Origin of the sequence: Marinilabilia rubra, from assembly GCF_003121985.1 — a bacterium.
In the GTDB taxonomy this organism is placed as follows: Bacteria; Bacteroidota; Bacteroidia; order Bacteroidales; family Marinilabiliaceae; genus Marinilabilia; species Marinilabilia rubra.
The window spans coordinates 451,506-475,991 of the sequence record NZ_QEWP01000002.1; the positions used below are offsets into that span (position 1 = coordinate 451,506).

The 24,486-nt window shown below is 40.9% G+C and carries 15 protein-coding genes; 2 read left to right on the forward strand and 13 right to left on the reverse strand.

Annotation, left to right across the window (positions count from 1 at the left end; all coding sequences use genetic code 11):
- Positions 1-3: 3 nt before the first annotated feature.
- Together DDZ16_RS04615 and DDZ16_RS04620 are read right to left on the reverse strand one after the other, a co-directional pair.
- Positions 4-1,182, reverse strand: a complete 1,179-nt coding sequence (locus tag DDZ16_RS04615) for an NADH-ubiquinone oxidoreductase-F iron-sulfur binding region domain-containing protein (RefSeq protein ID WP_109263248.1) — start codon at positions 1,180-1,182, stop codon at positions 4-6.
- Positions 1,183-1,331: 149 nt separating this feature from the next.
- A complete protein-coding gene (locus DDZ16_RS04620) occupies positions 1,332-1,814 on the reverse strand; it encodes an NADH-quinone oxidoreductase subunit NuoE family protein (RefSeq protein WP_109263282.1) in 483 nt (160 codons plus the stop codon).
- Positions 1,815-2,031: 217 nt separating this feature from the next.
- Here DDZ16_RS04620 and DDZ16_RS04625 point away from each other — a divergent pair, with 217 nt between their 5' ends.
- Together DDZ16_RS04625 and DDZ16_RS04630 are read left to right on the forward strand one after the other, a co-directional pair.
- A complete protein-coding gene (locus DDZ16_RS04625; protein WP_109263249.1) occupies positions 2,032-2,724 on the forward strand; it encodes an AlbA family DNA-binding domain-containing protein in 693 nt (230 codons plus the stop codon).
- Positions 2,725-2,993: 269 nt separating this feature from the next.
- On the forward strand, positions 2,994-3,608 hold the full coding sequence (locus DDZ16_RS04630; RefSeq protein WP_109263250.1) for a DUF4136 domain-containing protein: 615 nt from the start codon (positions 2,994-2,996) through the stop codon (positions 3,606-3,608).
- A gap of 64 nt (positions 3,609-3,672) precedes the next feature.
- On the opposite strand, the gene DDZ16_RS04635 is transcribed toward DDZ16_RS04630, so the two are convergent.
- The 11 genes from DDZ16_RS04635 to DDZ16_RS04685 form a co-directional block, all read right to left on the reverse strand.
- Complete coding sequence (locus DDZ16_RS04635; protein ID WP_109263251.1) at positions 3,673-4,845, reverse strand: exo-beta-N-acetylmuramidase NamZ family protein; 1,173 nt, start codon at positions 4,843-4,845, stop codon at positions 3,673-3,675.
- A gap of 50 nt (positions 4,846-4,895) precedes the next feature.
- Positions 4,896-5,225: a DUF3467 domain-containing protein gene (locus DDZ16_RS04640; RefSeq protein ID WP_109263252.1), complete on the reverse strand. Its 330-nt coding sequence runs from the start codon at positions 5,223-5,225 to the stop codon at positions 4,896-4,898.
- Positions 5,226-5,459: 234 nt separating this feature from the next.
- A complete protein-coding gene (locus DDZ16_RS04645) occupies positions 5,460-6,278 on the reverse strand; it encodes a 3-keto-disaccharide hydrolase (protein ID WP_109263253.1) in 819 nt (272 codons plus the stop codon).
- A 64-nt stretch (positions 6,279-6,342) separates the two neighbouring features.
- A complete protein-coding gene (locus tag DDZ16_RS04650; RefSeq protein WP_109263254.1) occupies positions 6,343-7,827 on the reverse strand; it encodes a Gfo/Idh/MocA family protein in 1,485 nt (494 codons plus the stop codon).
- A 914-nt stretch (positions 7,828-8,741) separates the two neighbouring features.
- Positions 8,742-9,080: an SdrD B-like domain-containing protein gene (locus tag DDZ16_RS04655; RefSeq protein WP_109263255.1), complete on the reverse strand. Its 339-nt coding sequence runs from the start codon at positions 9,078-9,080 to the stop codon at positions 8,742-8,744.
- A gap of 27 nt (positions 9,081-9,107) precedes the next feature.
- Positions 9,108-11,102: a SusD/RagB family nutrient-binding outer membrane lipoprotein gene (locus DDZ16_RS04660; RefSeq protein ID WP_109263256.1), complete on the reverse strand. Its 1,995-nt coding sequence runs from the start codon at positions 11,100-11,102 to the stop codon at positions 9,108-9,110.
- Positions 11,103-11,121: 19 nt separating this feature from the next.
- Positions 11,122-14,520: a SusC/RagA family TonB-linked outer membrane protein gene (locus tag DDZ16_RS04665; RefSeq protein WP_109263257.1), complete on the reverse strand. Its 3,399-nt coding sequence runs from the start codon at positions 14,518-14,520 to the stop codon at positions 11,122-11,124.
- A gap of 1,045 nt (positions 14,521-15,565) precedes the next feature.
- Positions 15,566-17,479: a SusD/RagB family nutrient-binding outer membrane lipoprotein gene (locus DDZ16_RS04670; protein ID WP_109263283.1), complete on the reverse strand. Its 1,914-nt coding sequence runs from the start codon at positions 17,477-17,479 to the stop codon at positions 15,566-15,568.
- Positions 17,480-17,587: 108 nt separating this feature from the next.
- Complete coding sequence (locus DDZ16_RS04675) at positions 17,588-20,794, reverse strand: SusC/RagA family TonB-linked outer membrane protein (protein WP_198416672.1); 3,207 nt, start codon at positions 20,792-20,794, stop codon at positions 17,588-17,590.
- A 603-nt stretch (positions 20,795-21,397) separates the two neighbouring features.
- Positions 21,398-23,107: an alpha-L-fucosidase gene (locus tag DDZ16_RS04680; protein WP_109263258.1), complete on the reverse strand. Its 1,710-nt coding sequence runs from the start codon at positions 23,105-23,107 to the stop codon at positions 21,398-21,400.
- A 3-nt stretch (positions 23,108-23,110) separates the two neighbouring features.
- The gene (locus tag DDZ16_RS04685) at positions 23,111-24,223 is read right to left on the reverse strand and encodes a carbohydrate-binding family 9-like protein (protein ID WP_109263259.1); all 1,113 of its coding nucleotides are present in this window, start codon (positions 24,221-24,223) and stop codon (positions 23,111-23,113) included.
- Between the last annotated feature and the right edge of the window lie 263 nt (positions 24,224-24,486).

The following is a 24,486-nucleotide window of genomic DNA, read 5'->3' on the forward strand; positions in this document are numbered from 1 at the left end:
GCATTAATAAATCATTTCTTCGCGGAAATTTTCCACGATTGAGCTGAACGAGTTGGCCACTGATTGTCCCAGTCCACATTTGGCAGTAATCCTCATTGTTTCGGCCAGGGAAAGCAACTGTTCAAGATACAGGGACGACTTATCTCCACGCTTTACGGCTTCTATGCCCAAAAGCAACTGTTGGGTTCCAACACGACAAGGTGTACATTGGCCACAGCTCTCTTCTACAAAAAAGTCAAGATAATTGTGAAGGACATTGTACATAGATCTTGAAGAATTGAAAATCATCATTGATCCTCCGGTGGGCAAAGAAACACCGGTAAGTTTACCTTTATAGCCGATTACTGTTTTGTCAAACTTTTTCCTGGGAACACAAAAACCTGCAGCTCCTCCAACCTGCACAGCTTTGGCATCGCCATCTCCAAAATCATCCACAAACTTTTGAAGAGTCATCCCAAATTCCAGCTCATAAATTCCAGGGGTGGGCGTATCCCCACTAACAGAAAACACCTTACTCCCCCTACTGTCTTTCACACCAAGGTCTTTAAACTTTTCAGGCCCATATTTAAATATGGAGTATGTATGCGCCAGCGTTTCAACATTATTAATAACTGTTGGACCACCTTTGTAACCTGCATCTGTTGGAAAAGGAGGTTTATTTCGAGGCTCTCCCCGATGACCTTCCATGCTTTCAAAAAGAGAAGTTTCTTCTCCGCAAATGTAAGCTCCGCATCCAAGGAATATTTCGATTCGAAAATCAAGATTCAACTTGTCCAGTAATTCATGAAATTCATCAATGGTTTTATTTAGTTGTGGAACCAGAAATTTATACTCACCCCGTAGATAAATATATCCCTTTTGAGAACCAATAATTCTGGCACAAATGGCCATTCCTGCCATCACTTTGTGAGGTACACTGGATAATATTTCCCGATCCTTAAATGTTCCCGGTTCCCCCTCATCAGCATTGCAAATAACATATTTTTCTTTCCCCGTTGCCTCCGCAGATAGTTTCCACTTGAGGCCGGTGGGAAATCCGGCTCCTCCCCGCCCTTTAAGTCCGGAGCTGATCAAATCTTCAATCAATTCTTCGTTCGAGCGTTTTAGTGACTTCTCAAGAATAACATCGGCATCATGTTCATTCTTGAATATCAAATCGAGACGTTTGAGACTTTTATTCATAGTTTGGATTTTTCATTCGTGAAAAACAAAATTAACTAACTGGCAGAATGGAACTCACGTTGAATTCTGTTCATGCTCTTTTGAGAATTAAGCACTTCAAAAATCATGTTCGCTTCATTAATACAAAAAAAGGATCCGGCCAGGTATATTTAGGAAGCAACCTGTTTCTCTTCCTGCCTGTATTTATTAACGATATCTCTCACTTTTCCGGGAGTCAACTCGGTAAAAGGAGCATCATTAATTAGCATGGCAGGTCCCTTGTGACATTGTCCCAGGCAATTGGTTTCTTTAAGTGTAAACAGTCCGTCAGGAGTCGTTTCTCCCAAATTGACCTTCAGCAATTCTTCAAGCTCCTTAATAATTTGGTTTTTGCCATGCATCATGCAGGTAATGGTTTTGCATATGCGGATGACATATTTTCCACATTTTTTTGTTTCAAGAAATGAATAGAAAGTAGCCGTACCGTAAACTTTTGCTGCTGAAATATCCAACTCACGAGCAATATCAACCATATCATCCTCCGATATGATATGTTTTTGCTCATATACATTTTCAAGAATAGGCAGCAGACTCTCCTCCTTCCGCCCAAATTTGTCGGCAAGTTTTTTAATGGTTTCGTTGGTTTGAAGCATAGAGCTGATTTTTAGAAAAATAATAAATTGAAGAATTTTTTCTCTAATAAATTTCATGCTAATAAATTACATTTCATATGACTTTTGTCATCTTTTTAAACTTAAAACATAGTCGTAAACAATTTTTAATGATTCTAAGTTCATTGCAGGATTTAAGGATATTTGATTTTATTTTCATAGGTTTTTTGCCGAAATTTGCAATACAAAATCTGTAGAAGTGAATAGTTATTTGAAAAGACGGATTGCAGAAGGGGAACATCTTCAGCAGGATTTTAAATTTGCCATCAACGACAGCAAGAAAATAGCCAGGTCTCTGACTGCTTTTGCCAATACCGAAGGGGGCCGATTGCTCGTTGGCGTAAAAGATAACGGTCGTATTGCCGGTGTTTCCAGCGAAGAAGAGTTTTATATGGTTGAAGCAGCTGCAAACCGGTATTGCAAGCCGCCCATAGCCTTCGAACCTCACGAACACAAAATTGAAGGAAAAACGGTGGTCGAAATCATTGTACCCAAAAGTGACCAAAAACCTCATAAAGCCCCTACCCGAGACGGGAAATATAAGGTCTATGTCAGGGTAAAAGATCAAAACCTTCTTGCCAACAGAATCCTGCTTAAAGTCTGGATGCGCGAAAAGAAAAGCGCAGGCACTTTTTTCCAACTGCAAGAGCCCGAGCAAATACTGCTTACTTATTTAAATAAGAAAGATCAATACATCACTCATTCCAAATTCACCAGAATTGCAAGTATTTCCAGGAAAAAGGCAGAAAAAATACTGGTTAACCTGATTGTACTGGGAATCCTTGAAATCAAATTAACTGAAAATGGGGCTTTTTATTGCCTCAGGGAAGACCAGAAGGAGTTAGATGATTTGGATTCGAGACCATTGCCGGGTGAGATAAAGTCTATATAGGGAGAGGTTTCAAAAAACCATTATTCAATTACTGAATCTATTCATTATTAATATTTTAACCCTCAAACCCCAAATCTAAAGTTCTCTTTTATATTTATCCTGCCTCTATTCCGCATTCAGAAGGGCATACCGGGAACAGACTTCAAACTGACAATTAATTTCTTTTAAAAAAGTGCCTTTTTCACCAAACCAGAAACAAACAATTTCATAATAAGCACGTTGGGTCTAACAAAGAAAATTAATTTGAGAACCATAAAAATTGTTTTATTATGAATAATTCAAAAGCACTAATTACGGCATTTGCATTTTTCATCGGTTTAATGAATGTTCAGGGACAGGTTACTGTTGCTACTGATAAGAATTTAGAAGCAGCAGATTTTAATGAATACAAAACATTTACATTTGCAGACCATATTGAGGATGCTTCGGACAATTCGTTCTTTTGGGACAGTGAATTATTGAAAATTGTCGCGCGGGAGGAGATAAAAGACGAACTGGAAGCTCTCGGATACAATTACATAAACAGCCCCGAAGCTGACTTCTTGATCAATTTTAGATTTTTTGAAAAAGAAACGGAGTTTACAGGATGGACAGATAATTATGCAGATGAACACTACTGGGGTTCAATGGAGATGCGAAAGAAATCCATTGGGTTAACCCCCTCCCCCGAAGTAAGAGAGGCAGGTGATGCAGAAACCTACCACCTTGACAAAGGTAGTTTACTCATTCAATTTGCCGACCTTAAAAAAAACATAACGGTATGGCAGGGTTATTCATCAGGAATTATCGAAGATACCAGCATTCTTGATCCGGAAAAAGACAGGATTGATACAGCTGTTGAGATGATTTTTGATGAATACAATTTTTCTGCTTACGAGCATTAATAATTAATTAGCTGAAATAAAAAACGCCGGATGTAATTGACATCCGGCGTTTTTTATTTCTTTTTCAGGGATACAAAAGATATTTTTCCCTCAAAAGTCCATATTTTTTAAGGCTGGAATTCCAGGATTTTCTAATTTTTTCTTCACTCCACCCCTTTTCTATTTTCTTAATGAGCCTATCATTTCCACTTAAAAGATTAAACCACTCCCGCCGTGAAATAAAACCTGTCTTATCTGGTGAAAGCCGGTAGAAGTGCATTAAGGGCTCAAGGGAAAATTCCTGCTTCATTGGCTCCAACCCCCTGTAATCTCTTCCATAACAAACCTCTCCTTCATATTTAGGATGTTTTGCCATTCCATCAATGCTCCCGGGAGTGAAAGTAAAATCCCCATAAATTGAATCAGGAGCACCGACTACCTGAAAAGGAAACATAGTTCCCCGTCCTACACTCATCTTTGAAGCTTCAAAAAAGCACAAAGACGGATATAACCGGATGGAAAGCATATTGGGAAGATTCGGAGACGGTTTGACAGGCAATTCATAAAAGATGGAATGGGTATACCCATCCATACCAACTACGGTAAGATCGCAGGTAAGATTATTTTCCAACCATCCTTCCCCGTTAATCATCTTCGCCAATTCACCTACAGTAAGACCATGAACGACAGGAATGGGATGCATTCCCACAAAAGAACGAAATTCAGGTTCCAATACAGGCCCGTCGAAATAGTCTCCATTAGGATTGGGACGGTCCAGTACAATAAACTCCACACCATTCCTGGCACATGCCTCCATCATATAATGCATGGAAGAGATGTAGGTGTAAAACCTCACACCTACATCCTGAACATCAAAAACCACTACATCAAGATCTTTCAGATATTTGTCATTAGGCTTTCTGGACTCCCCGTACAAAGAAATCACAGGGATTTTGGTCGTTTCATCTATTCCATCTTTAACATGCTCTCCTGCATCAGCATTGCCCCTAAAACCGTGTTCCGGAGCAAAAATCCGCTTTACATCAATACCATGGGAGAGGATGGAATCAACCAAATGAACCCTTCCAATAAGGGACGTTTGATTGACCAGCAGTCCTACACTTTTACCGGAGAGTAACGAAAGCCATTTTTCAGTCCTCTCAGCGCCTGTTTTAAGTTGCGTCGGGGTTTGCCCAATACAACCAATGCAAGCGGTGAACAACTGAACAAAAATAAGAGTGGAAATAATCAGTTTCATACTTATGAGGATTTAAAGAAAACCCAAAAGGAATACGAAAAGCAAAAAAATCAAGCTTGTCCTGTAGGACCAAAATTCATTGGCGGAAAATTACTTCCATGATCATTGGGGCCTGCAATATTTTTGATTGGGCCATGTACCTCTTCAAAACGGTTAAGGTTATCTTTCAGAGCCTGAAGCAACCGTTTTGCATGCTCCGGGGTCAGCACAATGCGCGACTTAACCGAAGCTTTAGGAACGCCGGGCATCAATCGGGCAAAATCTATCACAAATTCTGAAGGCGAATGACTAATAATTGCGAGATTGGAATAAATTCCCTGTGCAATTTCAGGGCTCAACTCAATTTTAACTTGCCCTTTTTTGTTGTTTTGATCTTCCATTTTAATGCTTTTAATGTTGGCTAATAAAGATAATTGAAAACAGAGACAAATTAAGCCAAAATTCGCCTCTATAAAAATGATAACAAACTTTCTTTGCGGTAAAAAAGAATGGTTGGTGACTATAAACCCCCATCGGGGACTTTCACCACTTAGCGATTTACTATGCACGTAACATAAGAAACCCGCTTTTCATGCAAGAAAAGCGGGCCCAATGAAATTTTTCAAATTACTTATTTATTCCATTACTTTCAGTTTCACATTCCGGAACCAAACATCATCACCATGATCCTGAAGTCCGATGTATCCCATACGCTCTTCACCTCCGGCATTGATCATTTCAGTCCAGCCTTTAAACTTACTGTTTTCAATCATTTCTTCCCATTCCGGAGTCCAAAGATGATATTCAAGTACTACTTCACCATTTTGCTTGTGAATAACGGTGCCTTTGTAAACAATAATAGAACCACTGTTCCATTCCCCCCAACCCTTGCTGTTTTGTGGCTTGGCTGGAATCAGGTCATACAATGAAGCCGACTGGCGATTACCTTCCTTACCTAACTGAGCATCCAGATGATTCTCATTGTCAAGAATCTGGTATTCGGGAGCAGAGCGCCAGATAGGAAGATCCTCAATTTCACGGGCCAGGTAGAAAATACCACTGTTTCCGCCTTTCGAAACCTTCCAGTCAAATTTCAATTCAAAATTTTGAAATTTCTCATCGTAAATGATGTCACCACCATCATCGGCACCGGCTTCCCCCTGACCAGAGCCATTGATTTTAATGGCATTTTCCTCGATGCTCCATGCACCGGGAACGGATTCTTTTCCATAACCTCGCCAACCGTCAAAGTTTTCACCATTGAAAAGGAGTTTCCAACCTTCAGTTTTTTCTTGTTCACTCAGAGAGTTTAATGCAACTTCTTCTTGCACAGCAGCAGATTTTGTTTCTTCGGTTTTAGATTCATTTTCTGATTTTTTCTGACCTCCCATACCACAAGAGGTAATAAAAAAAGTTCCTGCAAACAAAGCTATTGCAATATTTCTTGCTTTCATATTTCTTATTTAAAGTTTTATTGATAATACACTGTTAAATTCTATTTCAGTAAAAGGTCTTTCGCTAAGGCATTGGAGGCAAACTCCAGCCATCACGATAAGTATGCTTAATCAGTTCATTTGCGAACGCTTTTGCACTCACCGGATCGGTCCATGTTTTGTTGAAGGTTGGGTGACCATCATGAATCTTAAACCCATCTTCGATAACTGTTCTGACGGTTTCATCATCATTAATATTGGTGAATTCCATGTTTTCGCCATCCCACTCAAGTTCTTTGTTAAGCCCTTGCAAACGCACGGCCAGAACTCCCATAACCACCATTTCATTAAATGGTCCCGCTTCATTGAATGGAGAATTGGTTGGCTGACGATTCTCAGCACTTTCTTTACATGCACGTACCCAATCCATTTCGTGACTGGTTTCTACCCGTCGCTCTGTTTTAGGCACTTCGGGTTTACGTCCTGATAACAACCATGGATCTTTACCATAGCAGCCTGTTATGAGCATATCTTTTGTACCATGGAACAATACACCTCCACCGGCATCGTTCATATCTTTTCCGGCAGGCCAACCATCAGGCTTCATTGGCTGCAGGCCTCCGTCGTACCAGTAAACCTCCACTTCAGGAAGTTTCATTTTACCCTTTTTCCCTCTTTCGGGGAAGGTCATCCTGACACTCTGGGCAGTAGGAGCAGATTCAGTCAACAGAAGGGTTGAGCTTCCCTGTGCTTTTGTTGGATACCCAAGATCAAGACCCTTAAAAGCAGGATGTAATACGTGACATGCCATATCCCCTAAAGCGCCTGTACCAAAATCCCACCATCCGCGGAAATTCCAGGGAGTATAAATTTCATTATAAGGACGCATTTCGGCTGGTCCTATAAATAAGTCCCAGTTAAGCGTATCGGGAACCCATTGTCCCTGATCAGGAACATTCAACCCCTGAGGCCATATAGGACGGTCGGTGAAAGCTTCAACTTTAGTCACCTCCCCTATTTCGTTATTTTTAAGCCATTCTGTAGCCAAAGCAACACCATCACCCGATGCTCCCTGGTTGCCCATTTGTGTGGCAACACCATGTTTTTCAGCAAGTTTAGTCAAAAGACGAGACTCGTAAACGGTATGCGTCAATGGCTTTTCAACGTAAACATGTTTGCCCATAGTGATGGCATGGGCAGCAATAATGGCATGGGTATGGTCGGCTGTTGCAACCACCACTGCATCGATGGAGTCACCCATTTCATCAAACATCTTGCGCCAGTCCCAATACTGCTTCGCCTTTGGAAAATGATCAAAAGCTTTTTGAGCATATTTCCAATCGACATCGCACAGGGCAACAATGTTTTCAGATTCCATGGCCTTAAGAACTCCAAAGCCACGACCTCCAATACCAACACCGGCAATATTTAACTTATCGCTGGGTGCTTTACGTCCCAATGACCCACCCATGGCAACATTAGGAATAACGGTCATCCCTGCTGCAATGGCTGCTGAATTACGTAAAAAACGGCGTCTGCTGAGACCGCCTGAATTGTTGCTGTTTTCCATGATTTATTTTATTAGTTGTGAGAAATTACATTTTTAAGTGAAGAATATATTAATCCTGATGATTGCATTTCTAAACGGGAAATTAAAAAAAATTAACGGAAAAACATAGAAGAAATGTGAATTTAGGGCCTGATATTCGAGAACAGATACAATTTGACACTAATTTGGCACAAAAAGACATCCCGCTAACTTCACAGATTGACTCAATTCACTTTTTTGTGTCGGGAATAGATAAACCTTGACAGGTAAACAACAGGGACCTGACAGGTACCTGGTTCGGTAACAGGCACCTGTTTAACTCCTCCAAAATGCGGCTAAAACCAAAACTACAATCGAACCCAACACGGAAAAAAGATAAGCCGTTATGTAAAACAATAGATCGTTAGATTATCAGATACCTGCTTTACGGCTATGGTCGTGAGGCAGAGGGAAAATTTAGATACCCCCTGGCAGATAAGCCAGGGGAGTAAATGTCAAAGCTGCAGGATCCCTGAGAGAGGGCAAACGATTCCGGATATTTTAATGAATTGTAGAATGTTGGCCTCTTTCAGAGACCAATTATATCCTTATTTTCACCCCCGGGCAGGTGTACCAGGGGTAATTTAAATTTGCCCCCTGCCTGCCGGCAGGCAGGCATTCGGGGACTTTGGAAAACTACTATTTTAAACTACAGCCAGGCTTAACGGACTATTGTTCTATAACAATAGATCGTTAGACTTTTAGATATAAGATTTAAGATAGATCATATAACACTGATAATCTATGCTTTAAGACGAAAAACTATTCATCCCCAAGAGCTTGAACTTTAGACTTGTATAAAAGTTTAACGGAGTATTGCTATAAAAGTATGTAACAAAAAAGGACTGCCCTCAAAACGGAGCAGTCCCATATTTGTTTAGAAAAACCCAAATCTGTTATTCTCTCAAATTTAAAGTCAGAGAAACCTCTTTGGAAATCTCATCACTAACATATACAACCTGAGGCGTAACACCTGTATCGTAGGTACTTCCCTCAACGGTAACTGTTGCGCCAATATAATAGTTACCACTTTCCAAATCAGAAAAAACAAACTTTCCATTGGAATCAGTAGTTGTGGTAGCTAGCAAGTCAGTATCCATATCGTAAAGCTTGACGGTAATACCTGAAACAATGTTTCCGTCATCGGCACTGGCATTTCCAACTATTCTTGCTTCATCTGCTTCGCAGGCAAATAAAGAGATTAGCAAAAATCCTAAAAAAAGTATCTTCTTCATAATAATATGCTTTATATGGTCAGTATTCTATTCTAAAACATTTTTCCATTTCGTACTACGATCTGATATCCATACAGGAATACCAGGATCATTGTGAGCACTGATAATGGCCCAGTTTTCAGGATCTGAAGCCTGAATACCACCAGGATATGTCATACGCTCTTTCCATTCAAAGACCTCATATGTATTGGCAGGATTATCTCCCAGATATTTGATTAAACGGCGCGCTGCAGTATAAGGTGTCTCAAAGTTGAGGAAGTTATAATGCAACTGAAGTTGATCATATATGGCTTGCACTTTCTCCTGAGCAGACAATGCATCAAACTCCTGAGCTTTGTTTTCAGCATAAGTACTTGCATCGTACTGAATACTAATTCTGTCACGCACAATTCTGGAATCATCCATATTGGATGGAAATGAAGGAGTGGACGACTTTGAGTAATTGTTGGAACTATTCAACTCATACCAGTATTGACATGAAAGCTCAATTGCACGTTTATAATGATCTCTGGCAGATCCATTCAAAGTCCCAAAACCTCTGACATCTGCTTCAGCCAAAGCCAGTTCTGTTTCAACAGCATGAATGGTAGGATACCTTAAGTTAAAATTGTACTGAGGAACGACATTATATTCGGAAATCAAATTATCATCAGTACCAATGGTCCAACCAATATCCTGATATTTTGATGCCCTTTCACGCATGGCAGCAAGCAGAAAAGGTTCGCGTGCCGACATGTCGTTAATAGCCTCATCATTAAGTTTAACTGTGTCCTCATTGTTTTGTCCATATGCAAAAAAATGAATAGAAGGATCGGTCAAAACAGGATCATTAATGTAGTACCCACGCATAATTTTGCTGTAATAGCTGTTCGGATCAGTTCCGTCATCCCAGGCAGTTTCCGCTCCTAAGTAACGTCCCAAAATATCCTTGGAAAACATATAAGCAACACGAGGATCTACAGTACCATCCATTAATCCCGTTGCAGAATTATCGCCCTCAAAATAGTAGAGAGTCTGTCCGTTCATCTCCACACTATTTTCAACAGGCTCACAATCCATTACATCATCCAGGAATTTTTTAGGAGCGCGGCACTCATCAGCACGCTCACGGAATGCACGTGTAATACCTAGTTCAACCTGAATTCTGTAAGGTTCAACAATAGCAATATCCGCCAAACCGGCTACATCATCGTATTCTGAAAGAAGCGGTTTGCCTGATAAATCGGTAATAACACTGCTTGTCGTTTCAGGCATTCTTTCACTCACATTCATGGCGCAGCGCAGACGCAGTGAATTCATATACTTACGCCATTTATTAATATCTCCGTCAAATATAACATCCTGATTACTAAAGGCAGCTTGCTCACCATCGGAGAGGGTTAATTCGGCAAGAAAATCATCAATTTCTCCTAACTCTTCAATTAGTTTGGGATAAATATCCTCCTGTCCGAGATAAACGGCCTTCTCTCCATCCAGACCACCAGCAGAGCCGGTTTCTATGTAGGGAACCTTGTCATAAAGGTCAATTGCCCTTTGATAGCCATATGCCTTAAGACCATGCAACAGATGCATAAACAGGTTATCCAAAGTAGACTTTTCTTCTTCAGACATTAGATTATATTCACGCTGGGCCCAAAGCACCTGTTTTATCCAGTCGTTATTGACCTTATTAAACACAGTATTATTGAACCCATTGGTTCCCCAATCATGTTCAACATCATACAAATTATAGGGCACACCGTAGTCTACGGTATTGTAATACAACTGAACACCAGTTCCGGTGATTCGCGAACCACTTCTCATTTGGTGGTAAGAAGCCCCATATTCGCCGCGCAGGAAAAAACCACGTGTCAATTGCGAGGTAAAGAAACCGGCAATTACACTAACTCCTCCCGTCTTATCAGCTTGTTCCTTTGAGAAACTATCAGGATCCTGATACAATTCCTCCAGCTTGTCCTGACAAGAAACTGCAGAAAACAGCATGAGGAGTGAAAGTATTGAATTTAAAATTATCTTTTTCATAAATACAGTCCTTTACAATTTACAACTTAACTTTTACAGAAAAACCAAAGGAACGTTGCGTTGGCAATGCTGTAGTTCCATAGGAGCTGCTGCCCCATCCTGTACCATTCGAGGACTCAGGAATTGTGTTTGGAGCAGCTTTATAAAGATAAGCCAGATTATTTCCAAAAACAGACAGGGTCAATTCTTTTAACATCACTCTTTCGGCAATTCTTCTTGGGAATGTGTAATCAATAGCCACATTTCTCAGAGCTACGTAATCGCTCTTAAAGAGGCGATCTTCAGGAAAGAAACCGTTGGAGAAATATGAATTATAATAGTAGTCTTGAGCTGAAACAACCTTATCATTGGGAGTTCCATCAGCATAAACCCCCTCCAGCAATACACCATCGTAATATGTATCGCCTACTGCAGGCGCTTCACCGGATATTTTTTGACCGTCCTCAAGGTGATAAGCTACACCACCATGCTCAGCGTCCCTGTATTTAAGGGTTTCATCAAGAACACCGGAAGCCATCATATAAGTCTCTCCTTCGGAAATAAAGAATGCCCCAAATGAGTAGTCCAAATTTGCAATGAGCCGAACATTCTTGTATTTAAATGAGCTGAATACACCACCTGTTACGTCAGGCAATAGTTTTCCAACCATTTTACTACTTTCCGGTGAATAATCATACATTGTTCCATCACCCTTCACAATCCGTTTGCCATTCTCAGGATTATCGGGATCGGATGGATCAATAAAATGTTGCCATCCACGTTGCTGGTAAATCAATCCATACTCACCACCTACTTCAGCAACTGCATTTAACCCATTGGTACTCCAAAGGGTAAGAGCTGATAATTCGCCGTCAAGTCTTTCAACCCTTGTTTTACTCCCGGCAAATGTAAAGTCAAGTCCCCACTGGAAATCATTGGTAAAAATGGGTTTGGTTTTCAACGCCAACTCCCAACCATTATTAGAAACATCACCGGCATTCATGAGTATTTGATCTACACCCATACCCGGAGGGGCTGTAACCCCCATAATCTGATCATAGGTATTAGATTTATAATAGGAAAAGTCAACACCCAAACGCTGATTGGCAAACAAGTATGCTTCAGCTCCAACTTCAAACTCGCGTTTTCTTTCAGGCTTTAAGTTTGGTTCTCCATTCTCATTCATAGGAGGAAGATCCTTTGGAGGTACCAAAATATATCCTGATCCTGAGGCTGAAACGCCATAACTTACATTACTAAAGTAACGAGGACCAGGACGACCTACATCGGCCCATGAGGCACGCACCTTGGCAAAATCAACCCAATAAGGTAAATCAAGAGTTTCGTGTATCAACCAGGTTGCACTCAATCCCGGATAGAAATAACTGTTATATTTTGAAGGCAAAATAGATGACCAATCCTGACGCCCCTGAACTTCAACATAAACCTGATTTTTCCAGGCAGCTTGAGCAGACCCCATAAGACTGTACAAAATATCTTCACCATTATCATAATTATAAACCGGTTGTTCCCCTGACGGAAGATTGGAGAAAGAGAAGAAGTTAGGAATCACCATTCCACCTACCCGGTTAGCACCTTTCATTTCGAAATAATTATGGCGGATAACACCACCAACAAAGCCGGAGACATTAAAATCGGAAAGATCGGTATCAAAATTTATCATCCCCTGTCCATAAGTTTTTCGGATATCCCGCGATTTATCGAAATATGAAGAACCGCTATTGGGACCGATCAAAGATGGGTCCATCAGCTTTCCCTTATACACATCCCTGTCGGAGGTAGCATCCAGCCCTCCCATTAATGTAGCACTAAACACATCATTGAAGGTCAAATCAAGTGTAAGCGACTGAATATTGTGATGACGATCGTAAAGCGACTCATTCTGTCCCTGATCCCAGAAAAAGCTCCCAATAGCAGAACGTCCTGCAGAGAAGAAATTAGTCAGATTGGGATTGGCATAAAAGTTATATCCCTCAGGGGTCACCAAATTACTCTTAATCAAATCCACATTAATATCAGCACTATAGGCTCCAATAGCTGCACGAGCACCCTGAGCATCAAATGTACTAGCATTGGCAGCATTTTTATTGGAAGTTACATAGTAGTTACCAGAGTATTTTACAGAAATATAATCATTGATGTTATACTGTGCACTCAAACTGAAAGAATTCTTCTCATAATCACCTGCCGGCAACGTTGGAGTCAGTTGCATATTGGTTAATGATAAACGAACAGACCCATCTTCATTTCCTGAACTAACAGAAACATTTGAAGTCGTCTGACGACCGGTACGGAACATGTCATCGTAAATATTATCGGTCTGAGGTTTCCATGCGCGCTGACTTCCATCCCACCAATTCAAGGTAACATCAGGATCAAATTTAGGTCCAAAAGCCTGACCACTGTAATCAAGAGTTCTCTGACCATTTTCATCAAGAAAGAACCCCTGAGCATCAGTTTCCGTATTACTTGGGCTCCGTCCTGTACCATATTGAGTCTGAAGATCCGGCATAAAAGCAGCCCTGTCCCAGGAAGTGGTGTATGATGCTGAAATACCCAACCCTTTTGATTTCGCACCAGACTTAGTAGTAATTAAAATAACTCCGTTTCCCCCTTCACTACCATACAGCACTGAAGCTTTTGCACCTTTAAGAATTTCAAAAGAAGCAATGTCATTGGGGTTGATATCGTTAATTCCGGTACCGTTATCGCGACTGTTGGCACCATATCCAATACCGGTATTCTCATCATGAATAGGCACTCCGTCTACGACAATCAATGGACGTGTAGTGGAATTTTCATCAAACGAAACAGCATTCCGAATATTAATTTTCATACCACCGGCCGGACCAGAAGCCGTTGAAGCAACCTGAACACCAGCGGCACTACCATAAAGGGATTGAAGGGGATTGGAAGGGGAACCACTTGCCATAATCCTATCTTCATCAACCTTTGAAACAGAATACCCCAGGGCTTTAGCTTCTTTTTTTATACCCAGCGCTGTTACAACAACTTCATCCAAACCAAGAGATTCTTCCGCCATTGTTACATCAATGGTGGATCTTCCCTCAATAGGAATTGTTTGGGTCACAAACCCAATAAATGAAAAAACCAGACTCCCATTTTCAGGTGCTTCAATGCTGTATTTTCCACTCATGTCAGTAATGGTTCCGGTAGAAGTACCATCCACAACAATGTTTGCGCCGGGAATAGCCTCTCCGTTACCATCCATAACGGTACCTGTCACAGTAATGGTTTGCCCCTGCTGATTTAAAAAGGCATCACCTTCCTGGTTTACTTCAGCAAATACAGAAGTACTACTGCCTAAAGCAAGGAAACCTGCCAGGGCCATAGCACAAATTCTGTAGCTCCACCTTCCAGTAAAATTGAAAGGATTGACAATTTTGAATCGTCTCATAGACTAGATTTTTAATTAAAAACTAAATGAACGTTAAAACAACATGCTTCTTCAACTCAAAACTCAAAAACTTACATTAACATTTTTAAATATTACACAAACAAAGACTTGAACACCTTTTAAACTTTTCTTGTATTTCAAAAATGCAATTTTGTGATTTTCAACACCACAAATATATATCTTTTTACACTTTTGAAACAAACTTTTTCTCTTTTTTTGCAAAAGTTTTTAACGTTACTTCCATTTTAATCATACATTGAAAACCATTTAAACCTAATACACAAAGGCTTCCGTTTGTTTTTTAGTACGTTTTTTTTGCTTTTTTTACATTTGATTCTGTACAGTGCCCAGCTATAAAGTCGGGAAAGTTTGTAAAGAGTCATGTGTCTGGTCAGAAAGTGCCAGTTGGAAGGCTTGCGAAGCCGCCAAAAACGGAGTCCCGATCCTTCGGGATGAGTATTTTGACGGCAAGCGCAACGCAGCAAGTGGTACTTTATGGACAGACTCTATATACAATTAACCCACACTACCAATAACCGGGCGAGGAACCAAATTAAACGGGATTTCGAAACTTTAAAGAATGATCTCTAATGACTGCTTTTACACCAATAAACTGATAATCTGAGATTGAGAACAAGCCTGTTTCACTGCCTTCGGAGTAGATATAGATCCTAAATTAAGAAGAATTGGCCCCTCTAATTAAATCACCTATTTAGATAAACGGAATACATTTATACGTTACTTTTCCCCTTTTCAATGTTACATTTCTATTTTCCGATATTACATTCCTGTTTTTCGGTTTTACATTTATTGCTTTCGGAATTACTTTTCTCTTTCTTCGAGGATTATTCGATTGTCAGCATTCAACTTTTACAAAAATTTTGGTGGTTTTTATCTCTGGGAACCAGATTGCCGTCCTGTTCGACAAAGAATTAAATGAATACTTCTCAGGTGTAGTTATAAAGAAAGAAGGCTGCCTCAATCGAGACAGCCTTCATATTCAGTATGAGTGCAAAAACACTCAATAAATTGTAGTTTTACACTACTACTCTTTCTTAGCCCACCAAAGTGGGGTTAATACAGCATCTTCTCCATTCAGGAAAGAAACAGCCTGCTCGTAGCCCTGAGGATTACTGTTTCTCAAGCTTGAGGGATACTTTAACCTTTGTGGGAAAAATTCCACTTTACTCTCCATGTAATTCGAAGCACTAAGTGCGGGAAGCTCAGTAATAGGGCGGTCAACAGCCGGATTTTCAAAGAATGGCAACCCCAATCGACGATGGTCATTCCATGCCTCAAGAGGCAACCATGGCAATTGAGCCAAGTACTTCTGAGTGATAATCTTGGTAAGACGATCATTGCTTACTTCACCATTTTCATAAAGATGGTTTTTAGGATAAGTAAACTCATAAGTTCCTGTTTCACCGGTATAACCATTTTCATAACTCATAGTGACCGGTCCTGAAGGCTCAACCGTGTGGTCCCATCTAACAGAGGTTCCGACCCTGTTGTAGTTATCAGAAGCCAGGTAGTCACCAAGGTACTCACTTACTTCCCAATATTCAAAATTGGCAGCAATACCCTCTTCGTAAGCGGTTTGAGCATCCATAGGTGTATTCCATCCTCTGACTGCAGCTTCAGCAATCAGGAAGTAAGTTTCCCAGGGCGCAAAGAAAATGCGCTCTGATGTACTGCCGCGGAAACGCTGACTCAATCTTGGGTTGGTTCCCAAATAGAAAGAGACATTGTTTTTCGCAGATTTCTCACCCCAGTCGCCCAGAGGAGCGGCATTCCATGTGTTGGCTGCATCAATTTCTACGACCTCATTTCCATCAGCATCTACCAGATTGCGCACGGTATTGCGTGCATCGTCGGTCCATGAAGGATAGAAACTGAAATCGGGATTATCAAAATCTCCCGGAACAGTAAAGGCTTTATAAGCCCTGGGATCCATGTTTTTGTGTAATCCGTCAAACCAAAAACCTGCTGAAGGATCATTGGTCATGGTAGTCATATGCTTTTCATATTTAACACCCATCCAGTTTTCAGGCTTAACAGCACTATGCATATCCCCCGGCAATTGAGCCTCAGAAGAAACGCCACCCAGACCAATATACAAGTTGTTAAGTGTAGCTGAAAGTGGCTGGGTATTCCATTCGCGGCTCATAACACCTGTTAAATCATCCCATCCCGGTTTTTCGGCAACTTTAAAAGTTTCATCTGAAGAGAGAATAATATTGCCTGAGGCAGCATCTTCAAACTCTTCCTGAGCTTTAGCCGGATCAACCTCGGACAAACGCATCGCCAATCTCATTCGCATTGAATTGGCATACTTCTTCCATTTCATCAAATCAAAACCATAAGCTTTGTCATAGTCTGCAAGATCTGAAGGAATTTCAATTTCTGTATCAATCGCCTCATTGGCAGATTTCAATTCTGAAAGCAAGAAATAATAAACCGACTTAACATCCTCGAAGCCCGGGTTTTCACCCTCAAAACCATCCAATGGCATAGGTCCGAAGTTATCGGTAAATTCACTCATCAGATAAACCCTCCAGATGCGGGCCACTTGCTTGATATTCTCAGTATAAGTAGAATTGGTACCATTCTCAATTTTCTCATCAGCCACCTTAATGGTCAGGTTGGCAGACTTGAGCCACTGGGTAAGTGAGCTGTAGTAATCACTACTCCACCCGTCGCTGTATGAGCCAAGAGACAGAACGCCATTGAGGCGGTGTTGTCTGGCTGCGGTTTTCCAGTATAAAATAAATGCACGTTCAGCAATGTGGGGATTCTGTTGAGCCCCGGTCATTGATGCATTAAAAAAGTATTCCTCCTGAACCTGATCCGCACTGGCAGCTTTTGGGTCGATATTAAGCTCCTCAAAGTCGGAACAAGAAGCAAAAAACACGCTGCTTAAGAGGAGCAATCCGGTTTTTATATTCTTAATTGTCTTCATCCGTATATAATTTGTATTAAAAGGTGTAATGGAAATTCTCATGACTTTTTCTTTCTGCAATCAATATCATCGATTCAAGCATCATGATCCACAAAGATCCATTATCAATTAAAATCCTAAAGTAAGGTTAAACAAGTAAGTTCTGGATGTTGGAGGGGCAGCGTTCTCAAATCCAACTGCGTTAGAACCTGTAGCAAATACAGACTCAGGATCCACACCATTAAGGTTACTGTGAATTAACCAAACATTGTTAAGGGTCATACCAATTTTTGCTCTTTGCAGTGGCGATCCCTTAATCCAACGCTGAGGCAGCTTATAGCTGAGGTTGATGTTACGCAAACGGATATTGGTCGCATCGTAAACGTTAGCTTCCACAATACCAACGTTTCCGTTTCCTGCAACAGCAGTCCAGTATTGTTGAGTAGTTACCGACTGGTCATTAACTACATATGATCCGCTTGATTCGTATACACCATCTACAACCATATCCTCACGCTCTCCTCCGGGGGCAGTAACAGCCGCAGTTCCGGCCAGCTGCATACCCTGATTGGTACCTGAGAAGATTTCTCCGCCAAAACGCCCGTCTACCTGGAAGCTAAGATTCAGCCCCTTGTAAGAAAAAGAGTTAATCACACCCAACATAGCATCAGGCTGCTGATTACCCAGTTTTTTCAACTCAGGATCAGCCTGGGGCAGACCGTTTCCATCCAGTAACAACTCACCATAGTGCTCGCTGTTCTCGTCGGTAACTCTCAGGAAGGTAGTACCATATATTTCGCCATACATAGCACCGGCCTCGGCCATTACCTTCACATTATCAAAACCGCCCAATTCATAAGTTTGCACATCTTCGGCAAGCTCCTCTACAGTGTTTTCATTCTTAGAGTAGTTGATCTGCATATTCCAGTTGAATCCACCTGGCTGTTTAATCAGATGCGCGTTGGCCATCAGCTCAATACCTTTATTCTGGATATCACCGGCATTGATCTTTTTATACCTGTACCCACTCTGCGGGTCCATAGGAAGATTGATCAACTGACGGGTAGCATTGGACTTGTACCAGGAGAAATCAAGCGCCAAACGGTTGCTAAACAATCTCAACTCTGCACCAAACTCCAATGACTTAATAAGCTCACTTCTTACATTAGGATTGAATAAAATATCGTCAACACCGGCAGTGGTGTTTCCAAGAGGATCCTTACCAATCCAGTATGTATTGTAAAGCTGATAAGGCGACAAATCGTTACCAACTTCTGCATAAGAGGCACGAATCTTACCAAATGTCAGCCATGCAGGCAAAGTACCGCCCATTTTATCCACCATATCTGTAGCTATCAAAGAAGTCGTTACAGAAGGATAAAAGAACGATCTGTTTTCTTCACTCAATGTAGATGACCAGTCGTTACGGAAAGTCCCTTCAACAAAAAGGTAACTATCGTAGTTGACCTGAACATTTCCGTAAAGAGAATTGATTTTCTTCTCCACAAAGGATTCCGAAATGGTAGGATTATCCACACCATTGTTCAGAGCAAAAAGGTTGGGAACTTCCAACTCTCCTGAATTACTTTTAAGTCCTGAATTTTTGCGGGCCATAAGATTACCACCCAACATGGCACTTCCGCCTACTTTTCCGAAAAGATTATCTCTGGAAGCATTGATCAATGCACTGAAATTGTTTTCATGGAAAACTTGTTTTCCAAGACTGTAGCGCCCGGTTGGCGTCAGCGGACTGCCTCCGTAAACCTTAGATTCAGTATTTGTGGTGTAGCGATCGGAACCACCTTTAACCTCAGCATTCAACCAGTCATTGAATTCATACTTCAATGAACTGTGCAGAATAAAGCGGTCTCTGGAATCTTCATTGAGATTATAGTTTGCTCCCCAGTAAGGGTTTACTTGAGAACTGCTTCCATACCAAATCATATTGCCGTTTTCATCCACCGAAGGATCAAATTTTCTGATATCCAGAGAAACAGGCAACAAATACATGGTGTAATAGGCATTGGAAGCATTTACCCCCAACAATGGCCTGTTTTGAGCATTGGTGTTGATATATTGCACTTTGGTATCCATCGACCACTTCTCATTGGGACCAAATACATTTGAAACCCTTGCAGTAAGGTTTGTGCGCTTAAGGTCTGATCCGGGGATCATACTCTGGTCATCTTTGTGAGTAAAGGAAGTATAAACAGAGGTGTTATCATACTTCTGCTGGAAGGATACACTATAATCCTGCGATATACCAGTATCGAAGTAATTACCAACATTGTCGTAAGCCTGAAGGGGTCTGGTTTGACCATCCCACATTTCCAGCTCCTGTCCTTCAATCTTGGGTCCCCAGCTGGAAGTAGACTGGTTGTCAAAAGTTTTTTCAGTTCCCTGACCAAAGGTCTTTTGCATATCAGGATTGGTAAAAATACTTTCGATGCCCAAAGAAGCAGATACAGTAATACCAACACCTTTTTGCTCTTTCCCGGATTTTGTGGTAATCAGAATAACACCGTTACCAGCTCGTGATCCATACAATGCTGCCGCAGAAGCACCTTTCAGAACAGACATGCTTTCAATGTCTTCGGGGTTGATATCGCCCAATCCGTTACCCATATCCAATGATGGGTTCCAGTAGTCATTGTTTTCGGCACCGGTAAAGTTATCCACAGGAATACCATCCACAACAATTAAAGGCTGGTTATCGCCGGTAAGAGAACTGTTACCTCTCAATACAATTTTTGAAGAAGCAGCAGGTCCTGCACTTGATTTAATTACCTGAAGACCGGAAACTTTACCACTTAAAGAGTTGGCCACATTCGCTTCACGTGATTCCAATACTTCATCACCACCAATTTCCTGCATTGAATAGCCCAATGCTTTTCTTTCTCTTTTAATGCCCAAAGCAGTTACCACTACCTCGTCCAACCCAACAGCCTCTTCTTCAAGAGTAACATTTATGGTTGAACGTCCTTCAACAGGCACACTTTGAGATGTAAAACCAATGAAAGAAAAAACCAATGTTCCATCTGATGGCGCATCCAGAGTATATTCACCATCCATATTGGTGATGGTTCCCTGAGTTGTACCTCCTACCACAATATTTACTCCGGGAATGGGTTCGCCACCGGGATCCTGAACTGTTCCCTGAACTGTAACAGATTTTCCCTGCTGCATATCCATGGCAGTAAGAGAATTTTCATTACCTGTTTCAGCAAAAACAGACGAAACATTACCAAAGGCCATAAAACCAGCCAACGTCAATGCACAAATTTTGCTGCTCCATGTTCTTTTTACGAACAAAAAACAACTTTCTAATCGCCTCATAGACAAGATTTTAAAAATTTAATTAATAATAAAAACACTTACTGTGAATTTTAGTTAAAAAAAATTATTGATTCTAACTTTTCACAAAACCAAAATCAATCATTCTTTTTTGCATTTTTTTTGTTTTGGATGGACAAATGTATGTTTTTTTGCTTTTTCAAGCAACCTTTTACTATTTTTTTGCCTAAGTTTTATTTCTTAGCATTGTTTTGAACCTAAAAAAGCCATTCAAACAATCTCAAAATCAAATAACTACAAAAGGTGACATTAAAGCATCAGGAATAACGTGCGGTATTGGGATAGCAATAAGAATGAATAACAGGAAGAACAATCAAAAATGTTTTGCAAATGGAACCCGCACCGAAACAAAACAAAATCCATGAAAATCAAACAAATAAAAATACACAGTCCGGTTTTTAACCACAATAAGGGAAAACGTAAAATCATTTCACAAATGTTAATTTCAAAGATTAGAGCATTTGAGGAAACAGATTAGGCGTTACTTTTAGTTAAAACATAGAAAAAAAAGCCACCGGGCGGGATTAAACTGACCATGATTTCCCACCCGGCGACTTTAAGAAAAGAAAATACTTTTAGAAACTGTTAATTACTCTCTATCACATGCCCCTCCTCGGAATATAAAGAAACCGGGCCATCCAATAATACAGCAATGACAGTCCCCCGCGGATCAAGTACTGAATCCGGCACATCAATATAAGCAATTCCGGGAACGCTGCTCCAGTAAAGTTTGCCCACAATTTGATGGAACAATTTGGTGGCATTCCCCACTACCCAGATTCTGTTGATTTTATTTTTAAGGCCTTTTAATACCAAAGGACCATTGGGTTTTCCATCTACTATCAAATACAAGATCTGTTTATCCTTTGATAATAAAGATGGTCCGGAATAGTGAAGCCTTGAAATTCCTTCCTGTGTTTCTCCCATCAATGGAAGGTGCTTATCTCTCCAACGGACATCTTCTTCAAGGTAATCTACGAAATCATCAGTCAGGGATTTTTCAACCTTCCGAAGAGAAATTTCATCTTCAAAATCCACCGCAACTACTGTTATATCTGAATCCAAACCTTCTTCGGGAATATCTATTCTGACAGCTCCGCTCTGTTTCTCACGGTAGTATTCAGGAGCTACATTGCTGCCCACAATTCTTACATCACCTATTTCAGAAGCGACTCCTTTTAAACGAAGCGGAATCCCTGGCTTTCTGTCAACATAAAGAAAGAGCGTTTTGCCATCTTTACTCACTGCCGAGGGACCAAAAAAATGGCCTTCGGGTAACCCCTTCCGGGTGCCATAGATAGCTTCCTCATGTTTCTTTGTCCAACGGGAAAAAGCTTCCAGAATTTTAACCTGCGGTTCAGGAATTGTGCCATTCTGCATAGGCCCGATATCCAGCAAAAGGTTTCCGCCCTTATTGATGCAATCCACAAAAGTCCAAAGCAACTGGTAAGGGGTCTTATAATTGTGGTCGTTGTGCTGATAGCCCCAGCTGTTGTTCATGGTCAGGCAAAGTTCCCAGTAGGGACTTTGGGGAGTTGCAACCGGTACCCCCTGCTCAGGAGTCATATAATCTCCGTAGCCGCGAAGACGGCTGTTAATGATAAGTCCGTCGTTGTATGAAAATAGTTTTTCCCTTAATTGTTTGGCTTTCCATTCTTCCGCATTGTGCTCCCAGTCGCCATCAAACCAATAAAGATCAGGATTAAACCTTGAAGACAACTCCTCCATTTGAGCGAAATAAAAATCGGTAAAACTCCTCCATCGCACCGGATTATCTTTATATCTGACACTATCGCGTGTAAAAGCCGGATAATCGGGATAAGACCAGTCAATCAAAGAATAATACAGTCCAACCTTCATGTCATTTTTTCTTAAAGCTTTTACAAAAGGATCCACAATGTCCCGGCCGGCAGGGGTATCGTCCACCACATTGTAATGTTGGGTATCTGAATTCCACAGCGCTACCCCATCATGGTGCTTTGTTGTTAAAACGGCATATTTGGCTCCGGCATCCTTAAACATGTTAATCCAGCGGTTGGCATCATATTTCGAAGCGGAAAAGCCATCCAACTGATCCATATAGTCTTCATGCGAAATATACCCGTTAAAAAAAGACCAGGATTCATCAATCCCATTTACAGAATAAATGCCATAATGGACAAATATCCCGAGCTTGGCATCTTTGAACCATTCCATCCGCTCTGCTTTTTCCTGTTCGGTTCCTTTGTCCTTTGCAAAACCTGTAAAGGGTAACAGCAAGGAAAGCAGCATTAAAAGATTAATTTTTTTAGTCATATTTTATTTTTTAACAGACCAGGTATGTCCTTCCTGATCAATAAACCAATTTCTTTCTTCGGAAACAGCTTTGGCCTCAAACGTGTGCCAGCCTGCTTTAACTTCCACATTACACCCGAGTGATTCAGGTTTAAAGCCTATTTTTGTAAGCTTCTTTACTTTGGAGGCATATTGCCCGTATTTAGCTCTATAAGCTTTTTGGGCATAGTAAAGATTCCTCAACCCCCATTTGATGTTTTCTGATCGGGGATAATTAAAATCAACCGCTCCTTTTCCTGCTATAACGTTTGTAAAGAACACAAAACCCCAGGTTTCGGGTCTGTGCATATTAACCACACCCTGCGGGGACCAAACCCAGTTCTCTTCGGGTAAGTGCTTGCCTGTTTGAGGATCCTTTTGTTTAAGGTAATGGCCGTCAATCACCTCGGTATGCCATTGCACCCTGCTGAAATTCACACGCCAGTAAGCCCCATCCCCAGGTGCATGCCCCCTGGAAATCTGCTCTAAAACAGAAATGGGAAAGGCAATCTCCACACTCCAGTATTCATCCTCATCAGACGGATCATTAAGGGACCCTTCAATGTGAACAGCAGTCCGGATACCCGGTGTTTCCAAACTATTAACCGGGGGACCTCCATCGCGGTAGGGCTTTACTAAAAGCAGGTCCCAAATGGTGTTCCGAGCATTCATTTCAAACTCATAATAAAGATGTGAATCTCCGTCAGGATCGATAAATACCTCAAAATCATTATCGTGAAAAATCACTGCATCATGTTCTGTTATCTTTCCCTGAACATGGGGCTCTTCAAGTTTAGCAGCCACATAGAAATACTCATCATCCCAAACCATTTTGGCTTTTGTGCTATAAGCAGGAGCCGCAAAATCTTTACCCCTGATATCTTGAAATTCATCCGTCCAGGGCACATTTTTCCAGGATTCTTCATTCAGCTTTCCATCCACGATTATAGGATCTTCGGAACGATAACAGACATAAACGGATGGATTAAAAACCGGGACTACATCTTCCTGTTCCCAGAATTTATTCTCTTTGGCTGACTGAGCAAATGGACTTTGCAGAATCCCAGCCAGCAGAAAGGTCAATAATATTGGTTTCATTATTCTTAAATTAATAAGGTGAAAGGTACAGGTGCTAAGGATGGGATTGGGGTAAGTACTCAAAACATAATCAATGCAAAAGAAATCAGTTCAAAAAACTAAAATTCACCTAATTAAAATATGGGAGGAGGGGTATTAATGTGAATCAAGGGTTGAAAATATAATAAAAAAAGTATGGTAAATGCCTGAAAATCAGCGCAATAAATTTGTTTAAATCCCTGAAAACCAGTATCTTAGAGTTGTTTTCGAAGCGACTTTCAGAT